The organism is Romboutsia sp. Marseille-P6047, assembly GCF_900604535.1.
Classification (GTDB): domain Bacteria; phylum Bacillota; class Clostridia; order Peptostreptococcales; family Peptostreptococcaceae; genus Romboutsia_E.
Genome location: NZ_UWOT01000014.1, coordinates 47,319 through 69,422, shown reverse-complemented (window position 1 = coordinate 69,422; position 22,104 = coordinate 47,319). Strand labels below are relative to the sequence as shown.

The 22,104-nt window shown below is 28.1% G+C and carries 24 protein-coding genes and 1 other annotated feature; of the genes, 16 read left to right on the top strand and 8 right to left on the bottom strand.

Features of this window, described 5'->3' with window-relative positions; translation table 11 throughout:
* Positions 1-15: 15 nt before the first annotated feature.
* Both EIH23_RS13055 and tyrS read left to right on the top strand, forming a co-directional pair.
* Positions 16-873 (top strand): DUF2232 domain-containing protein, encoded by an 858-nt coding sequence (locus EIH23_RS13055; protein WP_243113412.1) that lies wholly within the window; start codon positions 16-18, stop codon positions 871-873.
* Positions 874-1,078: 205 nt separating this feature from the next.
* Positions 1,079-1,328 (top strand) — a binding site (T-box leader).
* A gap of 74 nt (positions 1,329-1,402) precedes the next feature.
* On the top strand, positions 1,403-2,626 hold the full coding sequence (gene tyrS, locus EIH23_RS13050; protein ID WP_122640848.1) for a tyrosine--tRNA ligase: 1,224 nt from the start codon (positions 1,403-1,405) through the stop codon (positions 2,624-2,626).
* A gap of 145 nt (positions 2,627-2,771) precedes the next feature.
* On the opposite strand, the gene EIH23_RS13045 is transcribed toward tyrS, so the two are convergent.
* Both EIH23_RS13045 and EIH23_RS13040 read right to left on the bottom strand, forming a co-directional pair.
* The gene (locus tag EIH23_RS13045; RefSeq protein WP_122640813.1) at positions 2,772-3,134 is read right to left on the bottom strand and encodes a PqqD family protein; all 363 of its coding nucleotides are present in this window, start codon (positions 3,132-3,134) and stop codon (positions 2,772-2,774) included.
* Between the two features lie 31 nt (positions 3,135-3,165).
* The gene (locus EIH23_RS13040) at positions 3,166-5,097 is read right to left on the bottom strand and encodes an OPT family oligopeptide transporter (protein ID WP_122640811.1); all 1,932 of its coding nucleotides are present in this window, start codon (positions 5,095-5,097) and stop codon (positions 3,166-3,168) included.
* A 405-nt stretch (positions 5,098-5,502) separates the two neighbouring features.
* Here EIH23_RS13040 and EIH23_RS13035 point away from each other — a divergent pair, with 405 nt between their 5' ends.
* The 8 genes from EIH23_RS13035 to EIH23_RS13005 all read left to right on the top strand — a co-directional run bounded on the left by EIH23_RS13035 (position 5,503) and on the right by EIH23_RS13005 (position 10,772).
* Entirely contained in the window at positions 5,503-6,132 is a 630-nt protein-coding gene (locus EIH23_RS13035) for a bile acid:sodium symporter family protein (RefSeq protein WP_122640809.1), read from the top strand.
* Positions 6,072-6,464, top strand: a complete 393-nt coding sequence (locus tag EIH23_RS13030) for a bile acid:sodium symporter family protein (protein WP_122640807.1) — start codon at positions 6,072-6,074, stop codon at positions 6,462-6,464. The genes EIH23_RS13035 and EIH23_RS13030 overlap by 61 nt, the downstream gene beginning before the upstream one ends.
* Before the next feature lie 145 nt (positions 6,465-6,609).
* Positions 6,610-6,894, top strand: a complete 285-nt coding sequence (locus EIH23_RS13025) for a BMC domain-containing protein (RefSeq protein WP_122640805.1) — start codon at positions 6,610-6,612, stop codon at positions 6,892-6,894.
* Positions 6,895-7,019: 125 nt separating this feature from the next.
* A complete protein-coding gene (locus EIH23_RS13020) occupies positions 7,020-7,931 on the top strand; it encodes a DMT family transporter (RefSeq protein WP_122640803.1) in 912 nt (303 codons plus the stop codon).
* A 126-nt stretch (positions 7,932-8,057) separates the two neighbouring features.
* Entirely contained in the window at positions 8,058-8,219 is a 162-nt protein-coding gene (locus tag EIH23_RS16385) for a hypothetical protein (protein ID WP_164489079.1), read from the top strand.
* Between the two features lie 135 nt (positions 8,220-8,354).
* Positions 8,355-9,497 (top strand): aminotransferase class V-fold PLP-dependent enzyme, encoded by a 1,143-nt coding sequence (locus tag EIH23_RS13015; protein ID WP_122640801.1) that lies wholly within the window; start codon positions 8,355-8,357, stop codon positions 9,495-9,497.
* Between the two features lie 14 nt (positions 9,498-9,511).
* Positions 9,512-10,045 carry a (Fe-S)-binding protein gene (locus EIH23_RS13010; RefSeq protein WP_122640799.1) on the top strand — a complete coding sequence of 178 codons (534 nt, stop codon included), beginning with the start codon at positions 9,512-9,514 and terminating at the stop codon, positions 10,043-10,045.
* 172 nt (positions 10,046-10,217) lie between these two features.
* A complete protein-coding gene (locus tag EIH23_RS13005; RefSeq protein ID WP_122640798.1) occupies positions 10,218-10,772 on the top strand; it encodes a ferritin family protein in 555 nt (184 codons plus the stop codon).
* A 65-nt stretch (positions 10,773-10,837) separates the two neighbouring features.
* On the opposite strand, the gene EIH23_RS13000 is transcribed toward EIH23_RS13005, so the two are convergent.
* The 6 genes from EIH23_RS13000 to EIH23_RS12975 all read right to left on the bottom strand — a co-directional run bounded on the left by EIH23_RS13000 (position 10,838) and on the right by EIH23_RS12975 (position 15,581).
* A complete protein-coding gene (locus EIH23_RS13000; protein ID WP_122640796.1) occupies positions 10,838-11,230 on the bottom strand; it encodes a hypothetical protein in 393 nt (130 codons plus the stop codon).
* A gap of 99 nt (positions 11,231-11,329) precedes the next feature.
* Positions 11,330-12,571, bottom strand: coding sequence for an ABC transporter permease (locus tag EIH23_RS12995; protein WP_122640794.1), 1,242 nt, complete (start codon positions 12,569-12,571; stop codon positions 11,330-11,332).
* Complete coding sequence (locus EIH23_RS12990) at positions 12,562-13,254, bottom strand: ABC transporter ATP-binding protein (protein WP_243113411.1); 693 nt, start codon at positions 13,252-13,254, stop codon at positions 12,562-12,564. Before EIH23_RS12990 ends, EIH23_RS12995 begins: the two co-directional genes overlap by 10 nt.
* The gene (locus tag EIH23_RS12985) at positions 13,247-14,335 is read right to left on the bottom strand and encodes an efflux RND transporter periplasmic adaptor subunit (protein ID WP_122640790.1); all 1,089 of its coding nucleotides are present in this window, start codon (positions 14,333-14,335) and stop codon (positions 13,247-13,249) included. Before EIH23_RS12985 ends, EIH23_RS12990 begins: the two co-directional genes overlap by 8 nt.
* A gap of 124 nt (positions 14,336-14,459) precedes the next feature.
* Positions 14,460-15,053 (bottom strand): GNAT family N-acetyltransferase, encoded by a 594-nt coding sequence (locus EIH23_RS12980; RefSeq protein ID WP_122640788.1) that lies wholly within the window; start codon positions 15,051-15,053, stop codon positions 14,460-14,462.
* 342 nt (positions 15,054-15,395) lie between these two features.
* On the bottom strand, positions 15,396-15,581 hold the full coding sequence (locus tag EIH23_RS12975) for a hypothetical protein (protein ID WP_122640786.1): 186 nt from the start codon (positions 15,579-15,581) through the stop codon (positions 15,396-15,398).
* Positions 15,582-15,725: 144 nt separating this feature from the next.
* Here EIH23_RS12975 and EIH23_RS12970 point away from each other — a divergent pair, with 144 nt between their 5' ends.
* From EIH23_RS12970 to hisF, 6 genes are all read left to right on the top strand, one after another.
* Entirely contained in the window at positions 15,726-16,952 is a 1,227-nt protein-coding gene (locus EIH23_RS12970) for a VanW family protein (RefSeq protein ID WP_122640785.1), read from the top strand.
* Positions 16,953-17,148: 196 nt separating this feature from the next.
* Positions 17,149-17,694 (top strand): NADH peroxidase, encoded by a 546-nt coding sequence (locus EIH23_RS12965; RefSeq protein WP_122640784.1) that lies wholly within the window; start codon positions 17,149-17,151, stop codon positions 17,692-17,694.
* A 304-nt stretch (positions 17,695-17,998) separates the two neighbouring features.
* The gene (locus EIH23_RS12960; RefSeq protein ID WP_122640783.1) at positions 17,999-18,889 is read left to right on the top strand and encodes a sulfide/dihydroorotate dehydrogenase-like FAD/NAD-binding protein; all 891 of its coding nucleotides are present in this window, start codon (positions 17,999-18,001) and stop codon (positions 18,887-18,889) included.
* 1 nt (position 18,890) lies between these two features.
* The gene (gene gltA, locus EIH23_RS12955) at positions 18,891-20,309 is read left to right on the top strand and encodes an NADPH-dependent glutamate synthase (protein ID WP_122640782.1); all 1,419 of its coding nucleotides are present in this window, start codon (positions 18,891-18,893) and stop codon (positions 20,307-20,309) included.
* A 165-nt stretch (positions 20,310-20,474) separates the two neighbouring features.
* Positions 20,475-21,125: an FMN-dependent NADH-azoreductase gene (locus EIH23_RS12950; protein WP_122640781.1), complete on the top strand. Its 651-nt coding sequence runs from the start codon at positions 20,475-20,477 to the stop codon at positions 21,123-21,125.
* 157 nt (positions 21,126-21,282) lie between these two features.
* Positions 21,283-22,038: an imidazole glycerol phosphate synthase subunit HisF gene (gene hisF, locus EIH23_RS12945; RefSeq protein ID WP_122640780.1), complete on the top strand. Its 756-nt coding sequence runs from the start codon at positions 21,283-21,285 to the stop codon at positions 22,036-22,038.
* Positions 22,039-22,104: the final 66 nt, after the last annotated feature.

Here is a 22,104-nt window from a genome sequence, read left to right as displayed (position 1 = left end):
ATGGAGGTTTATAAATTGAATTCTACGAAAAAATTAACTGAAGCAGCGTTATTAACATCCTTGTTTATTGTTATTACGATTATAGCTATAGGAACAGGTATTGGGTATGCAGCTTATTTAGATTTTGTAATTCCTGTATTTTTTTGTATAATATATTTAAAATGTGGCTTTAAATATACAGTTTTATCAAGTATAAGTTCATTGGTTATAGTTTCTTTAGTTTTAGGTAATATAGGAACTGCGATATGGATGAGTCAGAGTATTATACTTGGAATACTATGTGGGATACTATTGACAAAGACTACAACTATAGTAGATGATTTTGTGTATGGATCTATAGTTGGAGTTATACTTATGGTATTTATAGATATATATGCATCAGCTTTAATAGGATATAGCTTTATGAATGAGTTTCAAGGATATGCAAATATGTTACATATAAAAAAATATGCAAACTTAGTTTATTATATGTGTATAGCCCTACTTCCAATGGGAACTATATTTAGCATTTATTGTTTATCATTATTTTTAGGTAAAAAGCTAAATATACTAAAAGATAATTCTAAGAAAAAGCTTTATATGATTAAAAATTTTAAGGCTTGTGGAAGATATATATGTTGTTCTAAGAATGTATTTTATTATTGCTCAATATATATAGTATTAATAGAAGTTTTAAATATTATTGGGATAAAAGTAGATCAAACATATATAAAAACTATTTTAATATCTTCAGAGTATGTATGTTTTTATTTTGTAATAAGAGATGCTTTTACACTGATTCAAAACTATTTAATATTAAAAAATAAAAAGCCATCATACATAAGAATTTTTTCAATAATAACAGTGTTGTGTATAGTATTTTATTTAAAATAACAACATTTATATTAATTGCTAGTAATATAATTTTAGATAAAAAAATAAATATAAGAATAAAACAAATAGGATTAGTAAATAATTATGTAGATAAATTAATATATAGTTAACAATATTACATAATTATAGAAAAAATTATATATAATAATAAAAAAGGTTGACAAAACTTAAAAATCCACATATATTAGAATTAACAATTTTAAAAATTAAAGCTAAGAAAAGAAGAAGTAGATTGATGTAGTTTTTCAGAGAGTTTCCGGTTGGTGAGAGGAAATAAACAAGTTTTTCGAAATACATCTTGGAGCAGTACCCTTGAAATGAATTTTAGTAGGGGGATATCGTAGTAGCACACGTTACAGTGCTAAGGTATACACTTAGTGTACTTATTGAGGTTAATATTGCGAAATATTAATAAATTAAGGTGGTAACACGTAAGCATAGCTTTCGTCCTTTTATAGGATGAGAGCTTTTTTTATACTTAAAAAAGTAAATTATTAAAATAATATGTAAGGAGAGAATGGAAATGACTATGACAGTATATGATGAATTAGTTGCAAGAGGATTAGTAGCTCAAATAACTGATGAAGATGAATTAAAAGAACTTATAAACACAGGTAAAGCAACATTTTATATAGGATTTGATGCTACTGCAGATAGTTTACATGTTGGTCACTTTATGGCTTTATGCTTAATGAAGAGATTACAAATGGCAGGAAATAAACCTATAGCTCTTGTAGGTGGAGGAACAACTATGGTAGGTGATCCATCTGGAAGAACAGATATGAGACAAATGATGACTGCAGAGCAAATAAACTACAACTGTGAATGCTTTAAAAAACAAATGAGTAAATTCATAGATTTTGGAGAAGATAAAGCTTTATTAGTTAATAATGCAGATTGGTTATTAGATTTAAATTATGTAGAATTATTGAGAGAAGTTGGAGCTAATTTCAGTGTTAATAGAATGCTTACAGCTGAATGCTATAAAAATAGAATGGAAAGAGGTCTTAGCTTCTTAGAATTTAATTACATGATAATGCAAGCTTATGATTTCTATCATTTATATGAAAAATATGGATGCCAAATGCAATTAGGTGGAAATGACCAATGGAGTAATATGCTTGCTGGTACTGACTTAATAAGACGTAAGTTAGGAGAAAATGCATATGCAATGACTATAACATTACTTCTTAACTCAGAAGGAAACAAAATGGGTAAAACAGCAAATGGTGCTGTGTGGCTAGATCCTAATAAAACCACTCCATTCGAATTCTATCAATACTGGAGAAATGTTTCAGATGCAGATGTATTTAAATGTATGCGTATGTTAACATTCTTACCGATTGAAAAAATAGAAGAAATAGAGAAGTGGGAAGGTAATAGAATAAACGAAGCTAAGGAAGTTTTAGCATTTGAATTAACTAAACTTGTTCATAGTGAAGAAGAGGCTATGAAAGCTCAGGAAAGTTCAAGAGCATTATTCTCTGGTGCATCTCATGAAAATATGCCAACAACTGAAATAGAGGAATCTGATTTAACTGATGGAAAAGTAGATTTAATAACATTATTAGTTAAAGCAGAGCTTGCTCCTACTAGATCAGAAGCTAGAAGAAATATAGAGCAAGGTGGAGTAACTGTAGATGGGGAAAAAGTAACAGATGTAAAAGCTACATTTACTAAAGATGATTTAGCTGATGAAGGTTTAGTATTAAAACGTGGAAAGAAAAAATTCAAGAAAATAGTTTTAAAATAAAGTTATAAAACAAAAGGCGCTTAGTTTTACTAAGGGCCTTTTATTTTATAACAGCATTTTTATACCTGGTATATACATTTAATTAAAAAAATAGAGCTATCATTAGGATAAATTTTATCTAAGATAGCTCATTTTATATTTTATATTAAATCTCTCTTTTTTTATTGAAAGTAATAAATTTATTATTAACTAGTATATTAAAGAATGTGATTAATCTATCTAATAATGGTTCAGCTTCATTTCCGAAATGCTCTTTTACTTCTTTAGAAATTTCAAAAACAGATTTTTTACCATTTATACATTTCCATATAAAGCTTCCAAATTTATCTAATTTTATTTCGCTTTTAGGTGGAGCATGAAATATTTTTTGGGCTACTTTATCAAAAAAGCCAGTTCTTTTTACTTCTAATACAACTATATTTTTATCATTTACATACCAACTTATTTTAGGATTTATAATTGGTATAAAGTCTAAATAATTTTTATTCTTTTTACTAAATTTTTTCATCTGAATACTCCTAGATTATTTATAGGTATTTTTAAGCTGATTTACTTTTTTCTTTATACCAAATAGTAGCTTTAAGTAAAGTAAGTATTAAAACTATAAAGAATATTATCGATCCAATTTTACCTAAGCTAAATCTAGATAAATCTAAAAAATCAGCAAGGCTACCATTACTAAGCGGTATTATAGCAAAGATTGCAAGTAATACACCGACTAATCCTTCACCAGCGATAAGTCCAGATGTATATAATATACCTCTATTGATCTCTTCTTTTTTACAATCCTCAGATTTAGATTTTCTTTTTTCAAGGAATAATCTAATTAATCCACCAGACATTATACCTGCACTTAAATGTATTGGAAGATATAAACCTATTGCAAATGGAAGCACAGGTATACCTAATATTTCTACAGCTAAAGCTATAGCAGCGCCAGCAAATATAAATGCCCAAGGTAAATTACCATCCATAACACCTTCAACAACTAATTGCATTAATGTAGCTTGAGGAGCAGGAATTTCTTTTGATCCAAACCCCCACGCTGCATTTAATAAATATAATACAGCACCTATTGTAAGAGCAGAAATTATAACACCTATAATTTCGCCTATTTGTTGTTTTTTAGGAGTAGAACCTACTAAAAAACCTGTTTTTAAATCTTGAGAAGTATCTCCTGCTATTGCAGCTATTATACATATAACAGATCCTATAGATATAGCTCCTATCATACCTTCATGTCCTGTAAGACCAGAAGATTTAAGTATAATAGTACATATAAGTAAAGTAGCTATAGCCATACCAGACACAGGGTTGTTGCTACTACCAACTATACCAACTATTCTAGATGATACTGTTGCGAAGAAGAAACCAAATACAGCTATAAGTAATGCACCTATAAAATTAACAGGAATAGATGGTAAAAGCCATATAGCAACAACGACTAATAGTATGCCTATTAAAACTATATTCATAGGTAAGTCTCTATCAGTTCTTAATGAATTGCTAGATGAGTCTCTATTAGAATAGTCCTTCATTGCTTTAGCAAATGTATTTATTATAAGTGGAAGAGATTTTATAAGGCTTAAAATACCGCCAAAAGCAACAGCGCCAGCTCCCATATATTTTATATAGTTACTCCAAATTCCCCAATATCCTAGTTCACTTATAGGAACAGCTGCAGGGAAGATTGTAGCATTGGCACCGAATAAACCTATTAATGGAATTAAAACTAACCATCCTATTATAGCTCCAGCAAACATATATCCTGATATTTTATATCCGCATATATAACCAACACCTAAAAGAGCAGGAAGTACATCTATACCAAATGCAGCATTTTTATAGCCTGGAATTTCCCATTCAATTTCACTTGGAAATAACTTTAGACCATCAGTAATAAATTTATATAGCATAGAAATTCCAAGTCCAGCAAAAACTACTGAAGCTTTAGAACCACCTTCTTCTCCAGCAAGTAAGACTTCAGCACAAGCTGTTCCTTCTGGATAAGGTAGCACACCATGTTCTTTAACTATTAAAGCTTTTCTTAGAGGAATCATAAATAAAACACCAAGTAAACCACCACATAAAGCAATAAGGGCAATTTTTAATAAACTAGGGCTTGGCATTGACCACTCTTTCATCCATATAAATAAAGCAGGTAAAGTAAATATAGCGCCAGCAGCTAAAGACTCACCTGCAGAACCTATAGTCTGAACTATATTATTTTCAAGTATAGAGTCTTTTCTTAATATAACTCTTATAACTCCCATTGATATAACAGCAGCAGGTATAGAAGCACTGACAGTCATACCAACCCTAAGTCCTAAATACGCATTTGCAGCTCCGAATACTACAGCTAATATACATCCTAATACAATAGATGTAATTGTAAACTCAGGAAGAACTTTATCAGCTGATATAAATGGTTTAAATTCTTTTTCCTTAGAATTTGATTTACCATTACTCATTTTGTTACCCCCTATAATATTAAATTTTAAAATTTTAAGTAAACTATTAATAAAGATATAATTACAGATAATTTTGATTAAATAAAAAGCCTATATATTATAAATACATATAAGCAAATAATTAGTTATTTAGAACTTTTTATTATATGATATTTATTATATATAATTTATCATATAAAAATTATATATAATAAGTAGATCTATTGCAAATTAAATATATTTAGAAAATTCTGAAAAATATTTTAATATACAAAAGTTATGCTATTATTAAAATAAAACATAAAACTAAAGTATTTATATATCTACGTTTTATAATTTATTCCAAACTAGTAGTTACATCAAAAATTATAATTTAATAAAGCTAATTCGTAGATTGTGAGTATTAAAGGTTAAGGGGAATGAATTATGGATTTTGTAGATAAAATGGGAGTATTTGTTAAGAAATACATGTCTTTAATGGTATTAATAGCATCAATAATAGCTTATTTTAACCCAAATATATTTTTAGGCGTAGTACCTAATATGAACACTATATTAGGTTTTATAATGTTTGGTATGGGAATGACCTTAAAGAAAGAAGATTTTACTTTAATTGTAAAAAGACCTAAGGATGTAGTATTGGGAACATTAGCACAATATATAATAATGCCATTAAGTGCATTTATAATTGCAAAACTATTTAATTTGTCAGGGGAACTTGCAGTAGGACTTATATTGTTAGGCTCATGTCCTGGTGGAGTAACATCAAATGTAATGAGCTTTATAGCAAAAGGGGATGTTGCTTTATCTGTAACGTTTACAACGATAGCTACAATACTAGCACCTATAATAACACCGGCATTTATTCTTTTATTTGCAGGTCAGTGGGTTCAAATTAACGTAGTTGGAATGTTTATATCAATAACAAAAGTTGTTATATTACCTATACTATTAGGTTATATATGTCATAGATTTTTTAGCAAGCTTACACAAAAATGTGTAAGAATATTACCATCAATATCAGGATTAGCTATGGTAGTTTTAGTAGGGGAATAGTTAGTGCTAATGTAAATAAATTAACTATATCAGTTATATTTGTAGCATTAGCAGTTATAGTTCATAATTTACTAGGTTATATTGGAGGATATATAGTAGCTAGTAAAATAGGATTTAGTGAAGAAAAAAGAAGAGTACTTTCAATAGAAACAGGTATGAAGAATGCAACTTTAGCAACAACCATTGCTATGGCTCACTTTGCACCACAGGCAGCAATTGCACCAGCAATAGCAGGTATATGGCATGCTTTTTCAGTATCCGTACTTGCAAATTATTGGGCAAATAAAAATAGTGAAGTTAAAAAAAGTTCTACAGTAGAATTAGCTGATTAGAGAATAAACCTAATGAAGTTTTTTAATAAACTTTTATTAGGTTTATTTATATGTGTAAATTTAAATAAACAGAGTCCAAAAAAATTAAAAAGAGTATAATATAAGTAAGAGGTAGGGCAAAATATTTGAAGAGGAGGCAATCTAAATGACTAATGTTATAGGACTTATAGAAACAAAAGGATTTATAAGCTCATTACAAGCAATAACTGTTATGTTAAAGTCCTTTGATGTAAAGCTAGTTGGAGTAAAAGAGATTGGTCTTGCTTTAGTTACTGTAGCTATAACTGGTGAAGAGCAAGAAGTTAAGAATGCCCTAGATTTAGCTGCTGAAGAAGCAGGATGTTTAGGAGAAGTATATGCAGTTAATATTATAAAAGATGCACCAAGAGAAATTATAGAATTTATAAAAAAAAATAATAATAATATATAGTAAAAAAGGCATGCTAAAATTTTATTTTGAAGCATGTCTTTTTTATATTTACACTTATTTACAAATATTGATATTTATAATAATGTATATAGTAAATATATAGGATTATAATGGGGGGAGAAAAAATGAAGAAGTATTTACCAGAGTTAGGTTTAGGGTTAGTTGCTATAATTTGGGGAACTGGATTTATAGGATCTCAATTATGTCTAAATGGTGGCTTTACACCTTTACAAATACTAACAATAAGATTTTTTGTAGCGGCTATATTATTAAATATTATTTTTTATAAAAATTTAAAGAGTAATGCTGATAAACATAGTATAAAAGCAGGGGTAATTTTAGGAACTATTTTGTTTATAGCTTTTGAATTTCAAACTGTAGGTCTATCTTTTACTACACCATCAAAAAATGCTTTTATAACTGCAGCAAATGTTGTTATAGTACCTTTTATAGGTTATTTAATATACAAAAGGAAAATTGATAACTGGGGGATAATAAGTAGTATTGTAGCTTTAGTTGGAATTGGGATATTATCTTTACAAAAGGATTTATCCATAAATCGAGGTGATTTTTTAACATTTATATCAGCTGTAGGATTTGCATTTCATATTTTTTATACAAGTGAATTTGCAAAAAAGTATAATCCATTTGTATTAACTTCTGTTCAATTCAGTATTGCATTTTTTCTTTCATTTATAGTTCAAGTTATTTCTAATCAAATGACTATAAGTGTAGACAGTAGTGCATACATAGGTGCAATTTATTTAGGTTTATTTAGTACAACATTATGTTTTTTATTACAGACTATATGCCAACGCAAAACTAGCGAAACGAAAACTGCCATAATTTTATCAACAGAGTCTGTATTTGGAACAATATTTTCTATAATTATATTTAAAGAGATAATTACAATTAAGTTAATTATAGGATGTGTGATGATTTTCATAGCAATAATTATTTCGGAAACGAAGTTGTCATTTCTTTTTAAAAAAGATAAAGAAGTTATTGAAGAAGATGAAAATATAACCTTAGGTTAAATAATAATTTCTAGTATTAAAAAATATATTTGTTAAATAATAAATATAAAACAAATCTTAAAAGGAAGTGACAATATAGCTAAACATCCTAATAGAGTACCTAAGTACAATAAAAAACCAAATGCTATGAAAATAGAAGCATCAAGAGAGCTTGGAATAAATCATCTAACTGGTGCAGAGGTTAATGTAGATTTAGCAGCTAATAAAGAAAGTAAGTATAGTAAAGATACAACAAGAAGAATGCATGATCAAAGAAGACAATTAGCTGATAAAAGTAAAGGTAAATAAAGCGTAAAAATTATTAAATAAAATATAATAAAAATAGGGTGAATAAATACATATTTATGCACCCTATTTTTATGCGAAATATTAGTTAATATGTTAATATTAAAATAAGAAGAAGCATATTAAAAGGGGGATAATATGGGGATATACTTAGACAATGCAGCTACATCTTATCCAAAGCCAAAGGTAGTAGCAAATGCAGTTTATGATTTTATGATAAATAATGGTACGAGTTCAGGTAGGGGATCATATCAAAAAGCAATGGAATCAGATTTTCTAGTTTATAACGCAAGAAAAGAAATTGCATCTTTATTTAACTTTGATGATCCTAAAAGAGTCATTTTTACATCAAATGTGACGGAGTCTTTAAATTTAGCTATAAGAGGGATATTAAAAGAAGGTGACCATGTAGTAACAAGTAGTTTAGAACATAATGCAGTTTGGAGATGCCTAAAAACTTTAGAAAAAGAAAGAAAAATAAGTATAACAAAAATAGATGCTACTAAAGAAGGTCACACAAATATAGAAGAGATAAATAAAAGTATTAGAGATAATACAGCATTAATAATTTTTACTCATGCATCGAATGTATTAGGAACAATACAACCGATAAAAGAAATAGGAAGAATATCAAGAATTAGAAAAATACCATTCTTAGTTGATGCAGCTCAAACCGCAGGTGTACTTCCTATTGATGTTAAAGAAGATAATATAGATTTATTAGCATTCACAGGACATAAGAGCTTATTAGGACCAATGGGAACTGGTGGACTATTAATAAATTGTGAGTATAATATAGAACCTTTAAAGAGCGGAGGTACGGGAGGAGATTCAGCTTATGAATATCAGCCTGATTATTATCCTAACAAATTGGAAACAGGAACTTTAAATGTAGGTGGTATAGCAGGCCTTTTAGAGTCTGTTAAATATATAAAATCTGAAGGAATTGATAAAATCCACAAAAAAGAAACTGAGATCACAAAGTATGCTTTGGAAAAGCTTCGATTTGTAAAAAATATGGAAATATATGGGCCTAAAAAAAGTGATGATATTTTAGGTGTAATATCATTTAATATAAAAGGTATGAGAGCTGAGGATGTTGCTTATGTTCTTGATAGTAAATATGATATTATGGTAAGAGCAGGATTACATTGTGCTCCAAGTGCTCATGACTTAATAGGAACTAAAGATATAGGAACACTAAGAGTAGGTATTGGATATTTTAATGAAAAAGAAGATATTGATAAATTAGTATATGCTTTAAATAAAATTCAAAAATAAAAAGGGGAATATATATGTATTTAGATAAATTAACTTTAAGCTTTATTCAGCCATGTACTACAGATTCGCTTAGGATAAGAATAAAGGCTATACCAAGTAGAAATATAAGTGGAATATTTCCATATTTAAACACATATTGTAAATCAGGTATTTATAATAAAAAAGCAAATACATTTACGTTAAATTATGGTCCTAAAATTATTATCATGTATGATGAAGCTATAAATGTATCAAAATTGCTTAATGAAACTGATGCATTTGAGACTTTGGATTATATAAAAAATCTTATAAATAAAGTGAATGAAAATAAAGATGAAATAAAACCTTCATATGAAATGAGGAAACTTCCCAGTCCGATAGAAGTTTATAAATATCTTCCTAAGATAAATTGTGGAAAGTGTAATGAAGTTACTTGTTTATCATTTGCAAATAAATTAATAAACAATAAAACTAAACCTAGAAACTGCGTACACTTATACGAAAAAGGAAATGAGGAAAATAAAGATAAAATAGAATCAATCTATATGATGTTAGGAAATGATTTATAAAATAATAATTAATCTTGATATTTTTATACATAAAATGGTAATATATAAGAGTATAAGTCAAAAAAATTATAAAAAATTCATATTATTTGTTTAAAACCAAAAAATGGGGGTAAAAACATATTATAATAAATATGATTTTGTAATTTAATACATCAAATGGAGGAGAGAAAATATGAAAAAATTCGTATGTACAGTATGTGGATACATCCACGAAGCAGATTCTATAGAAGGTGTTGTATGTCCAGTATGTAAAGTTGGAGCTGACAAATTCGAAGAAATGTCAGGAGAATTAAAGTGGGCTGATGAACACAGAATAGGTGTAGCTCAAGGAGTAGACGAAGAAGTTATAGAAGGATTAAGAGCTAACTTTGTTGGAGAATGTACAGAAGTAGGAATGTACTTAGCAATGAGTAGACAAGCTGATAGAGAAGGATATCCAGAAGTAGCAGAAGCTTACAAGAGAATAGCATTTGAAGAAGCAGAACATGCTGCTAAATTTGCTGAATTATTAGGAGAAGTAGTTGTTGCTGATACTAAAGAAAACTTAAGAGTAAGAGTTGAAGCTGAATACGGTGCAACTGATGGAAAATTAAAATTAGCTAAGAGAGCTAAAGAGTTAGGATTAGATGCTATACATGATACAGTTCATGAAATGTGTAAAGATGAAGCTAGACATGGTAAAGCATTCTTAGGATTATTAGAAAGACATTTCGGTAAGCAAAATTAATATATAATTTAGTTTATTAATAAAAATACCTTAGCGGTTTTACATGCTAAGGTATTTTTTTACTTTTATCCAAACTCTGGTTGATGAGTATCTTTTAGTTCAAATGGTAGTGTGATTACATCTGTACCCTTTGGTTTTAAAGATCCTTCTTCTGTCCATGTTAACCAAACTGTAGTTGTTTCATTATCTGCACCTAAAAAAGATAGCTCTTCTAATTCCAATCTGACTGTTGAATTAGCAGGAACAGAAATATCTCCTTGAAATGCATCTCCATAGGCTCCCCATTCAACTGTTATATCTTTACTACTATGATTAGTAATTTTTATCACAGGATAATGTTTCTCATAAGTTTCTTCATAACTATTTTCGCCTGTTATTGAAGAATAATCACCATATGATACCACTGTAAATAAAAATAATAAACATATTACAGATAAAATAAATTTAAATTTTTTCATATAAACAACTCCTAGAAAACTTAAATGTAAATCAATTTTCTATATTAGTATCTTCTATAGAAAATTTAAATATACATGGATGTTTATATGAATATAATTTTATTTATAAATAGCTTTTATAGGATCTAATCTAGATGCTTTAAAAGCAGGTACAATTCCAAATATAACACCAACTAATATTGTAATTATACTAGCAAATAAAATACTATTAACACTCGGTATTGCCTTAAAAGGAATATAGTTTGCTGCATAATTAGTTGCAAATAGACCAACAATTATACCTAGTACTCCTCCTAATATGGTTATACAAATACTTTCAACTAAAAACTGTATTAGTATAGCTCTAGGTTTTGCACCAATAGCTCTTCTTATACCTATTTCTCTTTGTCTTTCCATTACAGATACATACATGACATTCATAACGCCAATGCCACCAACAAATAGAGATATAAAAGTTATAAGAATGACAACTTTATTTATACTTGAAGTCATAGACTCTAGTTCGTACATTTGAGACTCAGCTAAATAAGATAAATCTTCTGTCATATAAGTACCTTCTATACTTGGATGTAAGTTATATAATCTTTCAATGACTTTATTGGCAACTTCAAAAACATCATAATTTTTTGAAGCGACTAGATCTAATCCATAAATTTCAGTAGAGTAATCGTATTGCTTAACCAAATTTTCAAATGATTTATTTGGCACATAAGCAGTTGGCATATTATAGTATTCGTCATAATTATAAGAAGTATCATACATATCAGAAGCGTAATTTTCATCAAGAACTCCGATAACTTCAAATATATATCCGTTTATAGTAATACCCTTACCAATTGCATCCTCAGGAGAATTAAATAAGTCTGTAGCATTTTGCATAGTAATCATAATTACATTTCTATCCTCATCATCTAATGAGAAACTTCTACCATATAAGGTGTTCGTGTTAGAATCTTCCTTAAGAGGAGATAGATCTATGTATGTTGTTTTTTTATCAAAAGAAGCATCGAATGAATATATAGAGCTTTCATCTATACCAGAGTTAGTAGGACCTATTTTCTCAACACCATCTATAAATGATAATTCCTCTATATCTGAATAAGTAAAAGGTGATAAAAATATATTATAGTCATTCATATATGCATTTTCAGATTCAAAATATATACTAGTTTTATTTGGGCCAACATTAGTAACAGTTTTGCTAACTTCCTCTTTTAAGCCATTACCTATTGAGCTTATTAATATAACTGATGTGATACCAATAATTATCCATATAAGAGCCATAAAAACACGAAGTTTATGACCTTTTATATTTACTAAAGCATTTTTTATTAAGTCCATAGGGGCACCTCCAATGAAGTAAAAGCACCATCTTTTAAAGTTATGACTTTAGTAGCATACTTAGTTAAATCTTGATCATGAGTGACCATAATGATAGTTTTACCATTATAATTAAGTTCTCTTAATAATTCCATTATCTCTTTGCTAGTTTCACTATCTAAAGCTCCTGTAGGTTCATCTGCGAATATTATTTGAGGATCATTAACTAACGCTCTAGCAATAGCTATACGTTGTTGTTGACCTCCAGATAATTGTTTAGGAAATTGATTTATTTTTTCTAAAAGACCTACATCAGATAAACATTTTTCTACTATATTTCTATTTTCTTTTTTATTTGATTTATTGTAAATCAGTGGAAGCTCAACATTTTGATATATATTTAAACTATCTATTAAATTAAATTGCTGGAATATAAATCCTATATTTTTATTTCTAAAAACGGAACGTTGGTTTTCGTTAAGTTTACTTACATTCTCATTATTGAATAAATAGTCACCTTCATCAAATTTATCCAAAAATCCTAAAATATTAAGTAAGGTTGTCTTTCCACTACCTGATTTTCCCATAATCATAACAAATTCACCTTTTTGAATATTTAAATCTAGACTTTTTAATATTTGAACTTTTTCTTTCCCTACCTTATAGTATTTTTTTATATTTTGTAACTTTATTAGACTACTCAACTTCAGACTCCTCATTTGTTATATCTTTAGATGTATTTTGTATATTTTCTGGATTTTCATATAAAGTTAAAGATTGTCCTTCTTGCATTTCTTCAGTAGGGTTTTTTAATATAACATCATTTTCACTTAAACCAGATTTGACTACAGCAAATTCTTCTGTTTTGCTATCTATTTCAACAACTTGTTTTTTTAATATACCGTCTAAGTCTTTAAACACGTAGTAATCACCCTCAGAACCTAGAATAGATGATACAGGAACCTTAGTATAAGCATCATCTAATATAACTGATGCTTGAACATGAAATCCATTTACTAACCCATCTTGGCTATCAAATGAAATATTTATGTCATAGTAAGATAAGTTAGATTGTTGCTGATAGTCATTTGATGAAGAACTTTTAGGCCTTTGAGATATAAAGCTTATTCTTCCCATCAATTCTTGATTAGTAGAGAACACTAAAACTTTTGCAGTTTGATCTATTTTTATTTTTGCTAAATCTTGTTCACTAGCTTGACCTTGCATATAGAATTCATTACTTTGAACCGTTATATATGAGTTTGCAACTTCTGAATCTTTACTAACTTCGTTTAAATGTACATTTCCATCAAATGGAGCGTAATATGTAACTGATGCTTTTTCACTTAATGACTTTATTTGAGCATTTAACTTATTAATCTCAATATTAAGTGAATTGTCGTTAGGATCCTGAGATGACTGTAATTGAGATATTTGAGCTTTAAGCTCACTTATTTCGTTTAAAATAGATTGATTTTTACAAGTAAAAAGTGTATCCCCTTTTTTTACAGATTGACCATTTTCTACTTTTAAACTATCAACTTCTTCGCCTTCTGACAAGTTTATATCCTGAGATTGTTTAGGCATAACTATACCATTTATATAAACTTTTTCATTTTCTGGAATAACATAAGTTTCTATATAAGGAATATCATCTTCACTACTTACCTCAACATCTTTTCCTCTATTAAAAGCGTAAGTAATACCTATAGTTAAACATAATGCAGTAGTAATACCTATAATGATTTTAGACTTTTTGTTTTTAAATTTATCTTTAAATAACATATACCCACTCCTTTAAAAAAATAATACCTCTATAAAATTATAGAGGTAAATGGTACAATAAGTCAAAACTAATTATAAAAATTACTAAATTGTAACTTTTGAAAGAAATATTAAAGTATATATATTAAGCTGTAATCTCAATTGATTTACTTCTTAGGTTATCTAAATTTTTATGAAGAACATATCTTATAGATCCAATTTCATTTTGTTTTTCTAATTTTAATTCAAATCCTAAGCTTAAAATTGTATTTAAGCTAAATATATTTTGAGAGTTAACAACAGTAACGATATTTCTCATATCTCTTTCTATTGATAAATCAATTCTAGTTTCTAGTAATATGCGATGAAGAGCATTTCCACGATAAATTGGATCAACCATAACAAATCCAGAGATATAAGTAGTATCTATATCATCATTGCTCATTCCAATTTCAAAAAGCATATCTTTATATTCTCCTCTAGGTGCTTCACATAATGCAGAAGCAACTAAGTTATCTTCTATATAGCATCCAACTATGAAACCTCCATTATCTAATACATCTTCTAAATAAGATATATCACGAGATTTAAGCCAGCTTTTATTTTCCATAGAATGGTTTACTTTATTGTATAAGTTAATAACGTCCTTAAATTTATCTTTAGTTATATAGCAAATATTACCGTATAAATTTTCGCAAGGGTTCCCGTTAAATTTTGATAATTGTATTGTTTTTATCAATTAAGTACCTCCGAATCTTATAGGATAGACCTATAAAGTAATTTATAAATTTCATATCGAATAATAGGTAGAAAATATGTTTTCTCCAAAGTGAATTTGTAAATATAAAATAGGTATGTAACCTAGTCACAGACTATATTATAGTCTGTATATTGTAACTTAAAAATAAGTATAAGATATTATAACATAAACTTAAAAAAATTAAAGTGAAAAAAGTCGATTTTTATCGAAAAAAATAAGAAATCTGAAGAAATGATATAATAATTAGGAAAACGATTAAGATAAGACAATAGAAAAGACTTAGAAATCTAAGTCTTAAAAATTTTTTGATAATTATATAAATTAATCTTGGTAATTTGCTAAGGCGTTGCTAGCTGCAAACACAGCTTCTTTTACATATGTTATTGTATTTTCTATTTGATGTTTATTATTTTGTTTTTCTACAGTTTTTAATGCATGATTTAAGCAACTTTGTGCGCTTTGAAGTTGGGCAAATGCGTCTTTTAATTCATCTTTTGAATTTTTCATAATTAACCTCCATGAAAATAAAAATATTTATTAAAAGTATTAGCATAAAAAAAATATATATTCATATTTTGAATGACATGTATCAGAATATAAAATTGTTTATGGGAAAATATAAAGATATAATTTCAAACTAAGGAGCACAATATGGTTAGATATAAAAGATTAACTTATTTATTTTTCACTTTAATATTAAGCATTTTTTTATTAGGTATGAATAAATTAGAAAATATTGAAGATAAAAAGATATTTAACAATATAAGTATACAAAATGTAGATGTAGGAGGATTGAGATATAAAGAAGCTTTAAATAAAATTAATGACAAGTATAAAATAAAGCCTATAAAAATTACCTATGAGGAAAAAACATGGATATTACAACCGTCTAAAATTAATTTGAGCTATAATGTAGAAGATGCTTTAAATAAAGCCTACTTATATACCAATACAGATGATAATTTAGAAAATACAAAAAGAAAAATAGGGCTTTTGTTTAATAAAAATTACAATATAAATCTTAATGCAACTTATGATGAAAGTAAATTAAGTGAGTTTATAGAATATATAAGAAAAGAAATTGATGTAGATGTAACAGAGGCAAACTTTGAAATTAAAGGTTATGGAGAAATAGTAAGAACAGAATCTAAAGTAGGAAAAGAAGTAGAAGTAATAAAGTTAAAAGAAAAAATATATAATATGTTGGTAAATAAAGAAATAGAAGATATAAAGCTTCCTGTAAAAATAGTAAAGCCAAGCATAACAACAGAAGATATAAATTCTATTGATACTATATTAGGTCAATTTAGCACATCCTTCAATGATAGTACGTCTAGAGGGAGTAATATACATGTTGCAGGAGAGAGTACAAGTAATAAGTTAATAATGCCTAATGAGGTTTTTTCTTATAATAAAGCAACAGGAGCTAGAAACTGGGTCAATGGATACAAAACTGCTAAAGTCATAGTTGGAGGTAAATACGTAGATGGAGAAGGTGGTGGTGTATGTCAAGTATCTACTACTATATATAATGCAGCACTATTATCTGGTGTTGGCATAGAAGAAGTACACAATCATACATTCCAATCTAGATATGTTCCAAGAGGTAGAGATGCAAGTGTATCTTATGGATATACAGATTTAAAGTTAAAAAATAATTTTACACATCCTATATATATTTATAATATAGTAGGTAATGGATGTATAACATCTAGAATATATGGATGTAAAGAGGATAAACAAAAACTTTATATAAAAACAGAGGAAGAACATAAGAAAGATAATATTATAGTAAAAACATATAGGATATATTTAGATGAAGAAAGTAATAAAATAATAGAAGAACTTATATCTACTAGTAAATATAAGATAAAATAGTAAGACTTACCATATATGGTAGGTCTTTTTTATAGAGAAATTAATGGATAAAAGTACGAATTTTATGAAAATATAAACAAATTTTATATAATCATGTTTAGATTAGAAACACAAGGGTATAAGTTAAGTATAATAAAATTAAAAGTGAATTTTAAATAAATTAATATAAATAAATTAATATAAGGAGGAAAAAATTATGAAAAAATTTGTATGTACAGTGTGTGGATATATATATGAAGGAGATGAAGCTCCTAGTTTATGTCCAGTTTGTAAGGTTGGTTCAGAAAAATTTGAAGAAATGTCAGGGGAAATGAAATGGGCAGATGAACATAGAATCGGATTAGCAAAGGGAGTAGATGAAGAGATAGTGGAAGGATTAAGAGATAACTTTATAGGTGAATGTACTGAGGTTGGAATGTATATAGCTATGAGTCGTCAAGCAGATAGAGAAGGATATCCAGAAGTAGCAGAAGCATATAGAAGAATAGCTTATGAAGAAGCAGAACATGCAGCTAAATTTGCTGAACTTCTTGGAGAGGTAGTTGTTGCTGATACTAAAGAAAACTTATCTGTAAGAGTTGAAGCTGAATATGGAGCAACAGATGGAAAATTAAAACTAGCTAAAAAAGCTAAAGAGCTAGGTTTAGATGCAATTCATGATACAGTACATGAAATGTGCAAAGATGAAGCAAGACATGGTAAGGCATTCTTAGGACTTCTTAAAAGACATTTTGAAAAATAATAAATTATAAAAAAGAAACTATTATATAAAATATAGTTTCTTTTTTTATATAATAATTAAGTTGTGAATTTAACAACATAATTTTGTATACATAATATTATTATAAATTAAAATTATTATAAAAAAACTAGATATAATAGTAAAATTTTATGTTTAAATTAGTAGTAAATTATTACAAAACATATAAAATATAGTATACTTTATGTATACATAACACTATAAAAAGTTAAAAAAATAACAAAAGTTATTTGAAGTACATAAATAAAATTGGGGAAACTATAAAGACAGGATGGGGAAAATTATTATGGGAAATAGAATTATAAGTAAAAGAGTATTAGCAGATAATATTTATTTAATGGAAATTGAATCAAAGAGGATTTCAAAATCGGCACAACCTGGCCAATTTGTTATAGTAAAAATGGATGAAAAAGGCGAGAGAATACCTCTTACTATTGCTGATTATGACAGAAATCAAAATACTGTTACAATTGTTTTTCAAATAGTTGGCGCCTCAACTAAGTTATTAGCAAACCTTAATGAAGGGGATTACATAACAGATTTTGTTGGACCATTAGGTCAACCAAGTGAGTTTATACATGAAGATATAGAAAATCTTAAGAAAAAAAAGATTATATTTATAGCAGGCGGAGTTGGTGCAGCACCAGTATATCCGCAAGTTAAATGGTTTAAAGAGAATAATCTAGATGTTGATGTAATAATTGGATCTAGAAACAGAGAGTTACTTATTTTAGAAGATGAAATGAAAGCAGTTGCTAAAAGTTTATATATTTCAACTGATGATGGTTCATATGGATATAATGGAAGAGTTACTGAGTTATTAAGAGATTTAGTTCAAAATAAAGGCAAAAAATATGATCATGCAGTTGTAATCGGCCCTATGATAATGATGAAGTTTACAAGCATGTTAACTAAAGAGTTAGAAATACCTACTACAGTAAGCCTAAATCCTATAATGGTTGATGGAACTGGAATGTGTGGAGCATGTAGAGTAAGTTTAGGAGATAAAATTAAATTTGCTTGTGTAGATGGTCCAGAATTTGATGGTCACTTAGTTGATTTTGATGAAGCTATGAGAAGACAATCCATGTATAAGACAGAAGAGGGAAGAGCAATCTTAGAATTAGAGGAAGATGGAACATCTCATCATAGTAATTGTGGATGTGGGGGTAGATAATATGGGAATGAATAAAATGGAAAGAGTTCCAGTTAAAGAACAAGATGCAGAAAAAAGAAGAACTAATTTTGATGAAGTATGCTTAGGATATAATATGGAAGAAGCTATATGTGAAGCAAATAGATGCTTAGGTTGCAAAAAGCCTCAATGTGTATCAGCTTGTCCTGTAGGAGTAGATATACCTGGATTTATAGGAAAGATAAAAGAGAATGATATAGAAGGTGCGGCAAAGATAATAGCTAAGAGTAGTTCACTACCGGCTGTATGCGGTAGAGTATGCCCACAAGAAAATCAATGTGAAGGCAAATGTGTATTTGCTAGAAAATCTGCATCAATTGCTGTAGGAAAGTTAGAAAAATTTGTAGCAGACTGGTCAAGAGCCAATAATATAGATTTAACAGAAACAAAACCTAAAAATAATAAAAAGATAGCTGTAATTGGAAGTGGACCAGCAGGCCTTGCATGTGCAGGAGACTTAGCTAAGAATGGGTATGATGTAACTATATTCGAAGCTATGCACGAAGCAGGTGGTGTTTTAACTTACGGAATACCAGAATTTAGATTACCTAAAAAAGAAATCGTCAATGCTGAAATAGATAGTATTAAAAAATTAGGTGTGAAAATAGAAACTAATGTAGTTATAGGAAGAACTATAACTATAGATGAATTAATAGAAGAAGAAAAATTTGAAGCTATATTTATAGGATCTGGAGCAGGTCTACCTAAGTTTATGGGAATAAAGGGCGAAAATGCAAATGGTGTATTCTCTGCAAATGAATTTTTAACTAGGGTAAACTTAATGAAAGCGTATAAAGATGATTATGCAACTCCAATAAGAGTTGGTAAGTCTGTAGCAGTTGTAGGTGGAGGAAATGTTGCTATGGATGCAGCAAGAACGGCTCTTAGATTAGGAGCAAAAACTCATATAGTATATAGACGAGGTGAATCAGAGTTACCTGCAAGGAAAGAAGAAATACATCATGCAAAAGAAGAAGGTGTAATATTTGATACATTAACTAATCCAGTAGAAATTTTGCTTGATGAGAGTGGAAATGTTAAAGGTATGCTGTGTGTGAAGATGGAATTAGGAGAACCTGATGAATCAGGAAGAAGAAGACCTATAGTGGTAAGTGGATCAGAATTTATTATAGATGTAGATACAGTTATAATGTCACTTGGAACAAGCCCTAATCCACTTATAAGCTCAACTACAGAAGGTTTAGAAATTAATAAAAGAGAATGTATAGTAACAGATGAAAATGGTCTTACATCAAGAAAAAGTGTTTATGCTGGAGGAGATGCAGTAACTGGAGCGGCTACAGTAATATCTGCAATGGGGGCAGGTAAAAAGGCAGCTAAGGCAATTGATGAATATATACAAGAAAAATCCTTATCAGAAGAAAAAATTCAACTTGCATAAAATAATATAAATAAAAATTTTACTATGATGATATAGATTATATAATAAGGTTTAATACATAGAAATTAAGTTGATTTTTAGAAGAAATCTAAATAAGAATATAATAGTTAACTTGAGTAAATAATAATAAATGAATAAAATAAGATTTCTCTTAGAGGTGAACTAATGGAAAAGAAATTATTATATATAAGTGTCAATTCAAAGCCTGAGGATTTATCTTCTAGCAAAACTGTAGCTAGAGAGTTTATAAACAAATTTTTAGAAAAAAACAAAGATTTTAAAGTTGAGGAAGTTGATTTATATAAAGATCATATACCAAGACTTGAATATCAATATTTTGAAGGTAGAAATGCCATAATAAAAGAGGACGATGCTAAAAAATTAGATGACAAGGATCAAAGAGAAATACAAAAAATTAGAGATTTATGCGATCAGTTTGCAAGTGCTCAAGTTTATGTAATAGCATCTCCTATGTGGAGTTTAGGATTTCCTGCTCCCCTTAAAGAATATATGGATTGTATAATACAAGTTGGAAAAACAATTAAATTTGAGAATAATAAACCTAAGGGATTACTAGGAGATCAAAATAGAGCATTAGTATATATTCAATCTAGTGGAGGAAATATTCCTTGGATATTGGACCCAATACTTGATAAAGGTGAAAATTATATTGCTAGTATAATGAAGATATTAGGAATTAAAAAGATTGAAGAACTTATGGTATCAGGTACTGGAAATACAGAAGAAGAAAGGTTAGAAGCTATAAAAAAAGCAAGTGAAAAAATAGATAAGATTATAGAAAAAATAAGTATATAGGGTATTACCCTATATACTTATTTTTTATTAATAAATTAAGTATATTGATATTAATCTAATAAATTTTAGAATAATTACATAAAAAAGTTATAAAAATTTTGAAATGAGCATAAATTATATAATTGAGAAAAATATATCTTAAGGAGGTATTAGAATTATGCTTACAAAAAGGATAATACCGTGCCTAGATGTTATAAATGGTAGAGTCGTAAAAGGGAGGAAATTTAAAGATATAATAGATGTAGATTCACCAGAAGTATTGGCTAAATTATACAACGATAGTGGAGCTGATGAACTTATATTTTATGATATAACAGCATCATATGAAGACAGAAAAACATCTCTAAATTTTATCAAAAGAGTAGCAGAGTATATAGATATCCCATTTTGTGTAGGTGGAGGGGTAAGTAGCTTATATGATTTTAGCAATATACTTAGGCAAGGAGCTAATAAAGTATCAATAAATTCTTCAGCCGTAAAAAATCCAGGATTAATTAAACAAGCATCACTAGAGTTTGGAACTAAAAGCGTAGTATTATCAATAGATGCTAAAAAAAATTGTGAGGGATCTTGGAATGTATATATAAAAGGTGGTAGAGAAAAAACAGATATAAATGTAATAGAATGGGCAAAAAAGGGTGCAAATCTAGGTGCAGGAGAAATAGTTATAAGTAGTATAGATGAAGATGGAATGAAATGTGGATATGATATAGAGCTTTTATCTAAGATTACAGAAGTTGTAAATATACCAGTTATAGCATCCAGGGGTGCAGGAAGTATGGATGATTTTTGTAAGGTTATAAAAGAAGCTAATGTAGATGGTGTGCTTGCTGCATCAGTATTTCACTTTGGAGAAATAAATATAAGAGAGTTAAAGGACTATATGGTATGTAATGGTATTTCAATTAGTTGATTAAAAAACAAATGGAAAAAAACATACTAGTATGAAACATTTTACTAGTATGTTTTTTTATATTTA